This window comes from Lysinibacillus sp. KU-BSD001 (genome assembly GCF_042920265.1).
Taxonomy (GTDB): domain Bacteria; phylum Bacillota; class Bacilli; order Bacillales_A; family Planococcaceae; genus Lysinibacillus_B.
The window spans coordinates 32934-47629 of the sequence record NZ_JBDQZI010000006.1 but is presented as its reverse complement, the minus strand read 5'-3'; the positions used below and the strand labels follow the sequence as shown (position 1 = coordinate 47629).

The following is a 14696-nucleotide window of genomic DNA, read 5'->3' as shown; positions in this document are numbered from 1 at the left end:
GTTAATTCAGAGGTAATACTCAGGTGTCGCTGCTTTTAACGAATATTTGCTTCCGAAATTTCTATGATAAAAAGGTGAAACTTTTCTTAAAAAGATTGCAGTTCAGGTTATAGACTCTTTCTTTGCGTAAGTAAAAGTTTGATGATATATTTTAAATATAGAAGATAAACGTAACGAAATTTAATATAGAAACAAGGGAGAACCCCAAAGTATAAGCAGACACTATGATTGTGTCTGCTAGCTTCGGGGTTCTCTTTTTTCATTACTAAAAAGGAGTGCAATGAGAATGACAATGTTAGCGTATAAAAACGAAATTAATGAATATGAGCAAATTAAATACGAGTTTGATCGCTCAAATAACGTCGGTAATTCAAAAACAGCAAAACTAAGTCAAAAAATTATGTTTCAGTTAGCGAATGGCTCAGTAGATATTTCTAAGAGCGCATTGCAATTTATGTTATATACAATTAATTTTGTTGCAAAGGATGGCCGAATTTATAGCACGTTAGAAGAAATTAAACATGCGCTAAATTTTCAAAATAAAACTTTAGTACGTGTAATCACTGAATTAAAAGAATTAAATTTACTAACTCAAAAAAATGAATTTTTATATTCAAAATTCCACGTGGTAGTTGGGAAAGAAAAAGCAGAGGAATCATATGTACGAAATTTAAAGGCTTATACATCGCCAGCTGTTTTAAATTTGAATAAAAACGAGCTACGCTTATTTTTATATATTGCTACGCGAGGCATTATCAACGGCGTAGTGAAGAAATCAACAGTTGAATCGTTATACAGCAATGTCACACACAAAGGGGTAAACTATATTGATAGTTACTTTTCTTTGGCGAGCGCTTTAAATGTATTGATTTCTAATGACTTAATTGAAGTATTTATTGAAGGACAAGTTTTCAAGAAATCGAACGTAGCTGCATTTATGCCGACTTTACACGCATATTGCGGCTATCAAGAAAAGGCTCGTAAAAAGCGTATGTCTAAAATTAAAAAGCATGTAATTGGTTTTCGAATCAATCCAGTTTTAAGTCAAAAAGAAAACATTCGACCTAGCGAAGCTGCTCGTCGCGAAATCGAATATTATGCCGATCAAAATGGATTTTTCCACACGCAAATGCGTCCAGAAACAATTCCGATTTTCATTAAAAACGTACAGGACCAGCTATTTGATAGATTCGGCATGGTAGGCGTAGAAATGTATCGTCAAGCCTTAGTCACTTACTTTTCAACAGAAGGTGATAACGTAATCTATCACGACCTATATGCTGATGAAAACAGTTCGAAAGCGATTAATACGATGGTTGATTTTTTCTTATTACCATCTATCATCAAAGTGATTGCGGCAGCAGCGTCTTCTGTACCATCAAAAGATGAAATAGTAATGTATTTTAAAAATAAAGAGAATTTATTAGCCCTTGTTGATTATTTCAATGAAAAAGCTTCTGACAATCATTTAATTTTACTAGATGAAGCATTAGAAGAAGTAAATGTACTGTTAAGTGACCTTGTAAAAACAGTACCAACGTTAAATCCAACTGAAAATAGTTGGTTCCTATTACAAGCTAAAACATTGAAAATTTATAAAACGGTAAATTATAAACAATCTTTATTATCTACAGAATTCCAAAAACGTCTTGTACGTCAATGGGCGAAAGAAGGTTTATTTACACAGAAGCATTTATTAAATGCTGTAGTTAAAACATTAAAATCAAAAGTAGTATTTTTACCAAAACAGCAATTTAAAGATGCTATGAACGATATTAACATCAACACAAAATCAATTAAGGATGATTTAAAATCAAAAGAATCAATTGAAGAGAAAAAAGAAAGACTGTTAGAACAAGCATTAAAAATAACGAACGAACCGATCAAGTATAAATTTTAAAATATGAATTAAATTTGTAAGCACAATTGTTATTTGAAAATTTAAAATGATTTTTATATCACAAGCTGTTAATGTCCTATTTTTTAAAATAGGGTTCATACAGCTTATTTGTCGTGCCTTAAAATTTTTAAAATCACTTTAGCATAATAGACCGATAAGATGAGTTTGCTTATTGGTCTTTTTTAATACCTAAAAACACCAATTATTACCTTATTGATTTATTTATATTGAGCATAATTAGTTTATAACAACCTTTTTAATTTTATAGTTAATCCATAAAATATTATCGCTGCCGAAAAGTTTTTATAGAGGGATTTAAAAACATTAGCGTTTTCTTTTTTAGCTAGCAGTATAAAATTAGATTTCTCTAAACCGTTGATAAGTAGGTGTTTATAAGCAGATTCGTTTGATTATAGAAATTCCTAATGGTTTTTGTAATGGGGTTTGTAATGAAGTATGAAATCTACTCTGGTATAGAATTTGTAATAGATGGTTGCTTCCTCATAATAAACTTAAAAATTTTTAGGAATTCTTATTAAAACTGTATAAACAGCACTCTATTTCAACTTGTTACTAACCCCCAATTATTAAATAACAATTGGCCGGGGCTGACGCAACGTTTTGGCTGGGGGCCAGGTTGCGAGGTCGGAGTGTGAGACAAGATGATTTTCTTAATCTTCTCGAATAAAAGTAAGTAGGGCAGATGTCAAAAGTAGAAAAATCACATAGGCATTATACATAGTAACTATGTGTTGTAAACGCATTGAAGTTTGCAACTTTTAATATGAACAAGATTCCTCTCCAAACGTGTAGTAACAACTAAACTCGATATAGTAACTATAATAAGTTCTATACGTAGTAACCATGTTCGAAATCAGTATTATTTTTGAACCGTAAATGTTTTAAAAGGAATAGTATATTAGGGGTACTAGTTTAAAACTTATTCGCTTGTCAAATACACAAATAAAGCCAATCTTCACCCTTGAAAATTGGCTACTTTTATTAAACTTCGTGTGTTTAAAAATAATCTGCGCGTTAGCGAATGATTTTTAGTCAAAGTCATTGAATAATGATTTTACCAACATATTGAGCATCATCGCCTTGATCTGTCTTTAAGTTGAAGACAATAACATATTCACCTATTTCATCGGGTAATTTGAAAGATTGGATTCCAACAATCGGTAATTCTTGTTTTTCTTCATTTTTCAATACATAAACAGTTACACAGTCTTCATTGAAATAACCATCTTCAACTGTGTAATCAAGTGCTTGTCCAGCTTTTAAATAAAGTTGCTCTTGTTTGTTTGCCAAATTTTGAATATCCTCAGTTTCTAAGTTGTATTGTTCATCGGAATGCCAATCAATATTAGCCTCGGCTAATGTAACATGTTGCATAATATCATCTGGATTTATTAATCTATGATTGTAGGCGGTGAAAAATCGTTAGTTAAACAAAACTTGAAAAAATAAAGTTGAAATGTATAATTGTTTTAATGACATTATCTTTATATGATGTTTTATTGACTGCATGTGATTAGCATGAAAAAAGGCCGCTATTAAGTAGTAATGACTACTGTAGCGACCTTTTTCTATATCAGATTTGAAATGATATGAATATGATGATTTAGAAACTATTCAAAATTTGTTCAAGTACATTCTTTTCCGCATTATTATAGATTGAAATTTTTGTATCATTTTTTTCGATTTGACAGCATAAATCAGTTTGTGCTGCCGGCTCTGTTTTTAAAATGGGCAATAAATCACTATTAACGTAATTTATTTTCAATTCGCCTTTATTGATTAACTCAACAATTTTTTTTGCATCCTGAGGATCATCTTCATAGTAGATTGAATCGCTATACTTAAATAATTTGAATTGGTTATCTAAATCATAAAGCTGGATAAATTTTGGATGATATAAATTATAGGTTGTATCCGCTGCTATATATGAACAAGCATTTGTTAAAGATTTTATAGGGTCCCACTCACGCCATGAAATAATATTAATTTCAAAATCTATTTCATTGTAGTATCCTAATTTTTGCATTCCAACTAAAATTTCTTTTTCTAATGCTTGGCATTTTTCGAAGAAATCTTCATCTTTGGACGTTAGAGCTAGATGACCTTTCATACCATATTTGTATTTGTCATCTAGATAAGTGAAATCCCCAAAAATGCGTTTTAGGACAGGGATAGGTACAATTTTATATAAATTGTGCATGTTATAATCAATCGCTAATTTTCGATACAACTCTAAACTGAAAATATCGATATCGAAAATAATATGTAGTTTAAAATCCCTTAGGCACAAGGTATGAAGCCTCATATTGATCAATCTGGATGTCTTTGAATTTCACTTAGCTACCTACTTTTTTTCTGCTAGTTATAGCATAGGAAGATTAAAAAAGTAATGGAAAGGCGATCAGATAATACTTAAATAAATTTTTAAGTAGCTATTAAAAACAGAGCCTCCTGTAGCTATACTAGTAATAAGAATATTTATTTCACTTATAATTCATACAACAACAATTTTATACCCTTTCGAGGGATCGTTTTGGAAAAATCATCTGTTCGGATGCGTGACGAGAAGTAATCGTTTTGCATATTGAGCAGATGTTTTTTTATATAAAATAATCAAAGGAGAGAGTAAAATGCTAAAGAAAAAATACGCTATTGTTAAGCGAACGGAAGAAAAGGAAGAATTTATCGGTACAGTCGATGCGGAGTCATTTGAAAAAGCAGAGGCGGTTGCAAATCGACAATATGCTAAAGAAAAGCAATCGATGAAAACGGATGATGCTTGGCTAGTAATTGAACTAGCGGGCGATATTGTATTCGATGCAGAAGGGCGAGTAGTAAATACAAGCGGCAATATGAACATGTATTACAAATTTTAATCTTTAAAAGGGTGCTAAAGAGTAAACTAATTGAGTGATTAAAAAAGCATCATAAAAAGCGTAGAGGTACATAAACCTTTACGCTTTTTCTAATCGAAATTCTGTCTTTAGGAAGTTTTGTCCTAGACATAGCGAATAAATGGAGCCGGTCGAATATTTCAAAACCCGGTATAGCCAGATAAATTAATCTTCAGAAAAGCCATTAATTAATACATGCTCAAGAACAATCACATTAACCAGTGGGTATTCGGGGTACACTAATTCAGCGTACTGAAATGCTTCAAACTCCGTATCGAAAACGGCGCAAGGATAGACGTCTGAAGGATAAATGTTAATTTCTTCAACAGCTTTTAAAACTTTTTCTAAAGGGTCGTTCCATTTAGCAACAGTAGGAAAAGTTTCAATATAAAGAACATATTTAGAGTGAAGATTTCCATCAGGATTTTTATGGACATCTTTTGCGATGATGATATGTTCAAAGCCAACGATTTCATCATCATTGTAAAGAGTATATGGCCAATACGCTAACTCTCGTGAACTCTCGATTTCATAAGATTCGTTTAGAATATTTAAATCGTCTTGATTCATTGCGCTAGTGTAATCATCAACAGCTAATAGTTTTAGGCAAGGAAGCTTTTGATTTTCGAATACTAACCATTCGTCATTAATATATTGCGCTTGAATAAAATTATTTTCGCACAGTGCAATGATAAGAGCTTCAAAAGGTTTAGGCAATTTTAACTTCAGCGTCATTTCTTTTGTTGTGATAACATTTTTAGTTTGATTAATTAATTTTTCATTTTGCATAATCTTTTCCTCCTAAACGAAAAAACCCCAAACTCAAATAAAGCGACAGCAAAGCCACTTTATGAGCTGGGGGGTTCCCTTGTTAATTATTGATTTAACTGAATTATAAAACGTTTGTTCGTGGTTGTAAATTAAATTCCTCCTAATATTAAGGTTTTTTAACTATGATTATATAAAGTGGAACTTAAAAGATAACATACATTAAGGTTTAACCAATTTATTACAATGGGAAACCAAATTGATTATACTAGATGTATAATTAGATAAACAATTTTTGAATCTAGGTACTTCAAAATATGTAACTTATACTAGTTATTCTTTTTCAAAATAGATTATCAAATAAAGAAGTCTTAGAAGTACATTCGAAGGGGAATATTAGAAAAATATGAACGAAATTATATATGGAAATAAGTTATTACAACTTTTATCTGAAAATAATACGCTTGCTAATTACTTTAAGGTTCAACGCTTAGACCTAGAAGAAAGAATGGAGCGTTGGAAGGATGAAACGATTCGAATCGGACTAGTTGGTGTAACGAGCAGTGGTAAATCAACGCTACTAAATGCATTGTTAGGTGAGCCGATTTTGCCGACAGCTGTACGTCCAAGTTCAGGGTCTATTATTATCTGTTCAAAAGGAAATATGACGAATGCCCAAATTGTTTTTGAAGATGGAAAAACGATTAAAGTTGCAGAAAAAGACGTTGCAAAGGCGTTAAAAAAATACGGTGATGAGGCAAATAATGTAGAAAATAAATTCAAAGTAAAAGAAATTCATTTACAGTCAAAAAATTTCTTATTGCCAAATAATATTCAAATTATTGATAGTCCGGGTTTAGATGCTTTTGGTTTAGAACGTCATGAAGAATTAACGTTATCAACACTATTACCCACAATCGACTTATGTTTATATGTAGTAACGTTAAAAACAAATTCAGATGCAACAACACATCGCATTTTACATCAAATTAATGAGCAGCATAAGCCGATGATTATCGTTCAAAATATGCTGGATTCTGTTGTGCCGAAAATAGGTGTTAATGGCATTGTCGAAAAAAGCCGTGAAGAGGTAGCGAAAGAGCATTTCAATCGTACTAAAAGAATTTTAGATGCGATTGATTCATCTTTACATGAAATCGTACAAATCGTCCAGCTATCAGCGAAGCGTGCGATTGATGCGCGACAACAAAAAGATAAGCAAAAATTTAAAGAATCACAACTAGAGCTACTACTAAATATGATTCAATCATATGAACAAAAAATTGGTCCTCAGCTATTCCGTACACGTGGTCGTAGCTTAGTTCACCTGATGAATAATTTAGTTGAAGAAGAAAGTAAATTAAGTGGCGATAAAGAAACGTTTGAAAAGGAAATTGAGCGTATTCAAAAGGATCTTGAAAAGCAAATCGCTGCTATGGATAACGCTTTTTATGAGCTTAATAAAATGAAAGCTGAGCTAAATAAGATACTTAATACGTATAATAATGAGCTTACAAAATGTAAAACAAAAATAAGTAGACTAACTAATAGCGATTTAATTGGTGCAAGAGAAATTTTATCAAGTGTAAAAAATAGCGCAAGGGAAATTGAGGATAAGTTCATTAGTGAAATGAAAAAGAAGCATTCAGACGTTTCAAAGTTAATGAATGAATTTGGTGCGGATTTAGGGGAATTATTAAGGTCGCTTGTTACATCGACAAATAGTCAGCAATCTCAGCAGTTTTTAAAAGTCCAATCACGTTCAGAAACAATTGAACGTCAAGAAAAACAAAGAGGTCTTGTAGGAGGCGCTAAACGTCTTTTTGGAAGTTTAGTAAACAAAGATTGGGGATATATTACGGTTTATGATGAAATCGAAGTGGTTGATAAACAAGTTATTCAACAAAATTTAACTCAATACGGCACGGTTTTCAATAAAACGCTACAGCAAAAAATAGACGAATGGTCGAATCAATTAGAATCCGCTATTCGAAAATTAGTAGAAATGCAGGAAAAACAAAAGAAAGCTTTAGATGAAAAAGTTGCGGCCCGTGATCAACTAACAAGCCTTGAGCAGACGATATATAAAGTTCAATCTCTTTTAGTGGAAATTCAAAAGGACTTAACAAAAAACGAAAAAACAATTCAACAATATGCTAAAAAAATCAAAAATGAAAAGGTCATTGTTTATTCGGGGAAAATGGTACAGATGGAAGTAACAAAGATTAGTTACCAAATGTATATGATGAGCCATCAAATGGTACGCATGTTTTATAAAAAATGTATTGAACGAGTAGAGCAATTAAATAAAGGGGAAATTTCATTTAAGCAAACAATTGTCCTCGGCTGGGATGAAGATAGTCTTATTCATTTTGTGCAACGCTATTTTTCATTACAAATAACGGAGCAGCAACAAAAGTCACTCTATACAAATGGTTTGCTAAAAATTGGTCAAATATATATTGTTTATGAAAATAAACTAGCTAAGGAACGTGGTACCGTATTAAATTGGCTAGTATCAAGCACGACGAATGCCTATATTCTTGCCGATGTGTCACAAGTTGGACAAGCTAAATCACAAATTAGTAAAAGTGAAATTGTTCGCCAGCTGAAGCAACAAAAATCAGTTTGCAATTTAGTGATGCAATCGTTTACAGAATTTCTTGAAAGTGGTGCGTATGAAGAAGCGGTTGAAATGTTTAATGATGTTAAACGGATGGACGTCTTTAAAGAAGGGCAACGTCTTATTAACGATGTCAGTCCTTTATTCTCATTAATACATCTCCAACTGGATGACTCCAAAACAATCGTCCATGATGCAGCAGAAATGACACATTACATTCAATCAAATATGTCGTATTTAATTAGTTCAGGACATATAGCTCGCGCGTACCAACAATACTTACATGCATTAACAAAACGTATAGGAGTGAAGTGACATGAACAAATCTTTAATGATTGAAATAGATGAAGCAACAAAAGATATTATGACAGAGTTACAAGATGGTTTAACTAAAAATATAGAATCAGGAATTTCGAACATTTTACAGTCTGTTATGCAGAGACAGGAACGAAGTATTAAAGAAATTGAAGAAATTTTACAGGGGCAGCTTTTAACGATCAGTACAAATATTGAGTCAACGAAAAAGCCGATTACGCGAATGGCACACGATGTAGAGCAGTCGATGAAAATATTAATGGGTGTAGAAAAGTTGCAAAAGGAACAAACACAGCAGTTAACAAATATCGGACAACAGCAAATCGATTCTATTAAGCTGCTTATGACGGACATGCTTCAAGAGCTGGCACAAATACAGGAATTGGAATTAGCGAAAAGCGTTCAGTCGTTTGACATGAAAACGGGAGAAGTCACATCAGCCTTCATATCTAATTTGAAGGAATTGCAGCAAAACTTTGTACAAGTAGCTGAGAATACACAATCGAATTTAGTACAGCAAAATGATAACTTTATTTCATTAAATGAACAATTAGCAATAAATGAACAAAAGCTACAGCAAGAAATAGATATATTTCAAACATTAATTGCTGAACAAAAAATGCAATTCGAGCAAATGACAGAAGCTTCGACACAACGATTAAACGATTTTTGTGTTTCCTTACAGAAAAGCTTTGAAGAGCATATAACTGCGTTAACGAAACAGCACGAAAAACAAACTGAGCAGTTAATAAATGATGTGAAGCAGCAAGTAATAGCACTAGAAGAAGTTACTGTTCGCTTCATTTCGTTAAATGAGCAATCGATTCAGCGACTTAATAGCGATGTAGTGGCATCTGTAAAGTCGATGGAACAGCAAATTTCACATGAAATCGTGAATAATAAAGGCTTCGATGCAATACAAGAAAAATTATCAAACCTTGAAATGACGTTAACGACTACAATTAAAGAGCAAGCTTTAGTGGATAAGCTTGCAGTCATTGAAAAGGACTTAGCATATGCACGTTTGCCGTTTTACAAAAAATGGTTTATGAAAAGGGAGGATTTCTAATGGCAAGTGAACTATTAAACGATGCAAGATTATTATCAATCATTGAAGAAGTACTACCAGATAAAGATCCTTTAACGGGTTTCACATACGTTGAAAGTCTACGACATAAGCAAAAAAATAGTCATACTGAAGAATTTTTTATTCCTGTCTTAGGTATGCAAGGAACAGGAAAAAGTAGCTTTTTAAACGCATTATTAATGGATGATTTTGTACTACCAGTAGATGCAGATGAAACAACTTGTGTACCAGTAGAAATACGTTATGCCAATGAAAAAGAAATTGTTGTTCATTTTGAAGATAAGGCACCGATTAATTTATCTTTTGCAAAGGAAATTGAACAATATGTGCATAATGCACACAACCCTGCCAATGAAAAAAAAGTGAAAATGATTCAATTATTTAAGAAGCATGATTTATTGAAAAATGGAGTTGTATTCGTCGATTTACCTGGAGTAGGTAGTATTACGAAAACGAATGCGAAAACTACGATGGATTACATTGAAAAGCTATCAGCAGCAATATTTATGCTACGTACAGTTCCACCGATTACAGCAGAAGAAGCAAATTTTTTGAAAATGGTATGGCCGAAACTTTCAAAAGCGTGGTTTGTTCAAAATCAATGGCATGATGAATCAAGTGGTGAAGTTGAGGACGGTCTTCAACATAATAAATACATTTTAGAGAAAATAGGGAAAATGTATAAAATGGAAAGTAAAATAGATATTCGTGTCTTAAATGTGTATGCAGCATTAACGGGGCGTTTAACAAGAAATGATACCATGGTTAACGCATCAGGCATACCGGAATTTGAACAATTCATTAATTCGATTACATCTAATTGGCTGAACATTATTCGAGATGAAGTCAACAAACAGCAACAGCAGGCAATTAAAGATGTAATACAAGCTTTAGAACATAAAATAGAATTATACGATAAAGAGCCAGAAGTTCATTATGAATATTTGAGAGAGCAAGAAGATTTATTACAACAAAATATCGATGAAAATAACCGTATTCTTAATCAACTAAAGTTGGATATTTTAAAGGACGAGCGTGTATTAAAAAGTTGGATTGAAGATAATGTTGCAATTGTAAAAGAAAACTTGCGAGTGGAAATTCAAAGAATCGTAAAATCAAATGTCGTAGACGGCAATCGTTTAGCGACCGCCTTTGATGATTTACAAAAAGATTATTCAAATGAAGTACTTGCTGAATATCTTGAACACGTTACGGATATTAAATTAAAAGTACAGGAGACGTATAATAATTTAAATATTCGTACATCAACAGGTGAATTTAAGAAATTCGAGCAATTTAATAAAAAATCTTCAACTAAATTTGAAAAAACACTCCCAACACTCGGAGGTTTAGCGGGGGGGATTGGGGTAATTTTACTTGTCTCAAACCCGTTTGGCTGGGCAGCACTTGGTGCAACAGCTATAGTAGGAATGATAGGGTCATTTATTGGGAAAAAATCGAAAAATTTAATACAAAAAAGTCGTCAAAATACAACGATGCAAGAGTTGGAACACCCAATTTCACTATTTGCTGATAATTTAGCTGAAACATTAAAGGCAGACTTAGCAGGATTTATTCAGCATGTGGAGCAAACATTTACACAAATTCACAATGAGCAAGAAGCAATGTTAGAAAAGGCATATGAAGAGGTACGTGAAATTCGCTTCGCTGAAATTAACGACTATAAAGAGAAGCAGCAAAAGCTAAAAGACGATTTACAATATATTTGTTCATTGGAGGGGTTACATGCAACTCATTGACAATATGGATTTAATAAAACCAGTACTTGAAAAAACAGAAAATGAGTCATTAATGACGATGTTTACGTTGCTAGAAGAACGTATAGACTATCCGGAAAGTTTCGTTACAATGCTAGGTGAAACTAGCTCGGGGAAATCATCTATTATAAATGGTTTACTTGGTGAGCAAATTATTTATACGGCTGCTCAGCCTACTACAGGTACTGTCATTGAACTGTACGAATATGATGTGGATTCAACAATTACACCCTACGCCATAATGAAAAATGCGACATTACGAAAATTATCAGAAAATGAATTTTACACGCAATGTTTAGAACCATCTGATGATGTACTACGCCTTCGTCTCAATGTGCCAAAAATGCCACATCAACTACAAGGAATGCGATTGTTCGATACGCCAGGGTATGGTTCGATTCACGAAAAGCATGAAGAAGTGCTAAAAGAATTTATTCCAAATAGCGATGTTCTAATTTATGTTGTAAATTATCGCGTTAGCATTGGAGAGGCGGATGCTGAATTTTTACAATTTATAGCTAACTATTTACAAGATGATGTGAAATTTTTTTTAGTAATTAATCGCGCACCAGCAAATATTGCACAAGACAATGTTCGTATCACGGAAATTGTGAAATATGCAAAGGATCTTTTACACGAAGACATCTCTTATTTCATTATTGAAGGGCTTCCAGGTGACGGTATTAAGCTTCCACAATCAGATGCATTATGGGAAGCAGTTCGCCAAGAAGTGCAATCGCCAGCAAGACAGCAACGTGTTAATGAAGCATTATTTAACTACCAGTTACAATTGTTAGAAGAAGCAGAACTGCAATGGCAAAAACAAGTTTCAATTTATGAATCGTCTGACGAAGAAAAGGCATTAATCCAAAGAGAAATCGATAATTTAAAAGTGAAAAAGATAGAAGCACAAAAACTAATCTACGATACATTTGAAAAAATGACGAAGCAATTGCCGAGTCTATTTGAAAAAGCAAAAATTAATATGGCAACTCAAATCGAATTGGAAATAAGAGATGCTAATAAATGGAATTCCACTGAAGAATGTACAGGTTATGTAAAGGCACATTTGATTCCACGTTATGAAAAATTGGAAAGAAAGAAAATTACCGATTACCTTGGGCAAGAGTTAATGATTTTAAATGAAAAGCTTGAGGAACTAGTCAATGCGGCAATTGTTAACTTCACGAAAAAAATAGAAATCATATCAAATCATTTTGAACCAGTTGTCGAAGGCATTTCACGTAAAATCGCATCCCGTACTACCGATAATTTAGTAAGAACATTTTTAGCACGCTATGGTGGCCGTGGTGGTGCTGGTGCTGGCGTTGCAAACTTAGCAAAAAAATCATTAAAAACGGTCGGTAAATGGTTTGGTAAAACGTTCACACGCGAGCAACATAATGCGTTAGCCAGTTTTTTAAAACGTATTGGTGCCACATCAACGCGTAACCTATCGATTGCGGCTTCATTATTTATTGATGCCATCTTCTATGTAATTGAAGTCCATCGTTGGAAAGACCGTCTATTAAAAGATGTAAATAAAAGCTTAAAAAAATGGGAGGAAGACACTTTAAGTGATGTTTTAGTTGATGTAAAAGAACTACAGGAAGTGAATTTGCAATCAATCAATGAATATTTCGATGAATTTTTAACTGTATTAGACAGCGATGAAGATTTATTAAGTGAAGATGAATTGACAACTATACGCGAAAATTTAAGTGAAATTGCAGCTGTGAAAAATAAATTAATGAAAGAAGGAGTAAATGTATGACGGGCCGACGAAATAGTTTAAAAGTTGTAGATGAGCAAGTATTTGAAGGAGAAGTTATTATTCCGGAGAAAAAGTCTGCTGAACTTCAAAAACAAGAACAGGAAAATAACCACCTCCTTGATATGCGTAAAATGGATGCCGCAATGGACTTTATTGAAATTGGTAAGCAAATAGTAAGCATTGTAGCGATCCGCGAAAATAGTAAAGCGAAAATTAATGAAATCGATGCACATATTCGCGAATTAGAGCAAGCAACTCAGAGAGAAGTAGAATTACTTCGCCAAAATCGTAAAACAATTGAATCGAGAGGGCAGGTCGTAGCAGAAATTTTAGGAAAGCTACCACCTCTTTTAGCCAATCAGCAGCTAACACCTGAAATTCAAAAAACTTTAATTGAAACATTTGAGCGTTCAATTGAGAAAGCGATTAGTAAGTATGAATAAGCTAGAAGTCATTCGTGTTATTTTGCAGTGTGTGGAAGCAAATGAAATCGATAGAGCAAACTTACTTATTAAAGAAAAGAAGCACGAGTTGATGCAATCAAAAGTGAGGGGTGTTCGTAAGGAAATTGCTGAAATTGTGAAAATGATGGCTGCAATCGATAAAGAACTCATGCTTTATAAACTACGTCAAGCCCACTTACAGCAATTTTGTCCAGACGGTATAATTATGGAACTGAAGAGCTACGTAAAATTACTTGAAGATGAAAGAAAATCTTTGGCAAAGCAAAAACGTGAAATGGCGAAAATGTAATAGAAAAATCGTGTAATAAGCTGTTCAAATGATTGCATGGTCGTTATGGAGGTGATGAAAATTGAACTTTGAAAAATATATATGGAGTTTATTGTAAATGAGGGAAGCTATTTTTAGTTATTTAGAACAAAATACAGAATTAATTCGGGAAATATTAGAATACGCAGCTGAAGAAAGTTAGAAACACTTCGACATCCCGCAACATATCACTTCACAACAGATGTATTACATGTTTTATACTCTTTTGAATGTGAAACATATTATGTTGATTATGAAGATGTAAGACAGTTTTTAACCTTTGAGCAAGCAGACAAATTTGAAGAAAGTTTGTTGAAACAAGCAATAGAATTACTTCAATTAGATAGTGAAGAATTAGAAGATTTTAATGAATTGTCACGTGAAGAAAAACTATCTTTATGAAAATTACTTGATTTTAGAGCTGCTTGAGGAATTTGATAAGTCATTGCATGATGCATATTTGAAATCTGTTTATGAAAGTGCTGATATTAGCTCTGCTGTAGATAATGTGTAGTTTCGCTTTATTTTCATTGTAGTTAGAGCTGATTTCAAAGTTGAAAAATAACGATTTTTTAGAAAACAAATAATTTTTTTTAAAAGACCGAAACCTTTATTTTGAAGGATTCGGTCTTTTTTTGATTGTTATAGATTAATTAATTTTCTGCTTCCAGCTTGCTACATTTAAAAAATCTCGATTTCAACGTGTAAATGGAGTTGTAACTAAATAAAATAAAGAACTAAATATCAAATTTAATTCGTTGTTTT

General features: G+C 32.6%; 12 protein-coding genes. 9 read left to right on the top strand and 3 right to left on the bottom strand.

Translation table 11 applies throughout. The features are described from left to right. Window positions 1–286 precede the first annotated feature (286 nt). Window positions 287–1900, top strand: a complete 1614-nt coding sequence (locus tag AAGS61_RS10650) for a hypothetical protein (protein WP_391371257.1) — start codon at window positions 287–289, stop codon at window positions 1898–1900. A 1059-nt stretch (window positions 1901–2959) separates the two neighbouring features. Here the strand turns inward: AAGS61_RS10650 and AAGS61_RS10645 are convergent. Continuing rightward, a complete protein-coding gene (locus tag AAGS61_RS10645) occupies window positions 2960–3295 on the bottom strand; it encodes a hypothetical protein (RefSeq protein WP_391371255.1) in 336 nt (111 codons plus the stop codon). A gap of 229 nt (window positions 3296–3524) precedes the next feature. After that, the gene (locus tag AAGS61_RS10640; protein ID WP_391371252.1) at window positions 3525–4211 is read right to left on the bottom strand and encodes a hypothetical protein; all 687 of its coding nucleotides are present in this window, start codon (window positions 4209–4211) and stop codon (window positions 3525–3527) included. A 340-nt stretch (window positions 4212–4551) separates the two neighbouring features. Between AAGS61_RS10640 and AAGS61_RS10635 the strand changes: the two genes are divergently transcribed. Continuing rightward, window positions 4552–4797 (top strand): hypothetical protein, encoded by a 246-nt coding sequence (locus tag AAGS61_RS10635; protein ID WP_391371250.1) that lies wholly within the window; start codon window positions 4552–4554, stop codon window positions 4795–4797. Between the two features lie 183 nt (window positions 4798–4980). On the opposite strand, the gene AAGS61_RS10630 is transcribed toward AAGS61_RS10635, so the two are convergent. Further along, window positions 4981–5604, bottom strand: a complete 624-nt coding sequence (locus AAGS61_RS10630) for a hypothetical protein (RefSeq protein ID WP_391371247.1) — start codon at window positions 5602–5604, stop codon at window positions 4981–4983. Between the two features lie 385 nt (window positions 5605–5989). On the opposite strand from AAGS61_RS10630, the gene AAGS61_RS10625 reads away from it, so the two are divergent. The 7 genes from AAGS61_RS10625 (at window position 5990) to AAGS61_RS10595 (ending at window position 14445) form a co-directional block, all read left to right on the top strand. Next, complete coding sequence (locus tag AAGS61_RS10625) at window positions 5990–8521, top strand: dynamin family protein (protein WP_391371246.1); 2532 nt, start codon at window positions 5990–5992, stop codon at window positions 8519–8521. Between the two features lies 1 nt (window position 8522). Further along, window positions 8523–9590, top strand: a complete 1068-nt coding sequence (locus AAGS61_RS10620; protein WP_391371243.1) for a hypothetical protein — start codon at window positions 8523–8525, stop codon at window positions 9588–9590. After that, complete coding sequence (locus AAGS61_RS10615) at window positions 9590–11368, top strand: dynamin family protein (RefSeq protein ID WP_391371241.1); 1779 nt, start codon at window positions 9590–9592, stop codon at window positions 11366–11368. The genes AAGS61_RS10620 and AAGS61_RS10615 overlap by 1 nt, the downstream gene beginning before the upstream one ends. Continuing rightward, the gene (locus AAGS61_RS10610; RefSeq protein WP_391371239.1) at window positions 11355–13160 is read left to right on the top strand and encodes a dynamin family protein; all 1806 of its coding nucleotides are present in this window, start codon (window positions 11355–11357) and stop codon (window positions 13158–13160) included. The genes AAGS61_RS10615 and AAGS61_RS10610 overlap by 14 nt, the downstream gene beginning before the upstream one ends. Next, entirely contained in the window at window positions 13157–13603 is a 447-nt protein-coding gene (locus tag AAGS61_RS10605; protein WP_391371236.1) for a hypothetical protein, read from the top strand. The genes AAGS61_RS10610 and AAGS61_RS10605 overlap by 4 nt, the downstream gene beginning before the upstream one ends. Further along, a complete protein-coding gene (locus AAGS61_RS10600; RefSeq protein ID WP_391371234.1) occupies window positions 13596–13913 on the top strand; it encodes a hypothetical protein in 318 nt (105 codons plus the stop codon). Before AAGS61_RS10605 ends, AAGS61_RS10600 begins: the two co-directional genes overlap by 8 nt. A gap of 385 nt (window positions 13914–14298) precedes the next feature. Beyond that, the gene (locus AAGS61_RS10595; RefSeq protein ID WP_391371231.1) at window positions 14299–14445 is read left to right on the top strand and encodes a hypothetical protein; all 147 of its coding nucleotides are present in this window, start codon (window positions 14299–14301) and stop codon (window positions 14443–14445) included. Window positions 14446–14696 lie beyond the last annotated feature (251 nt).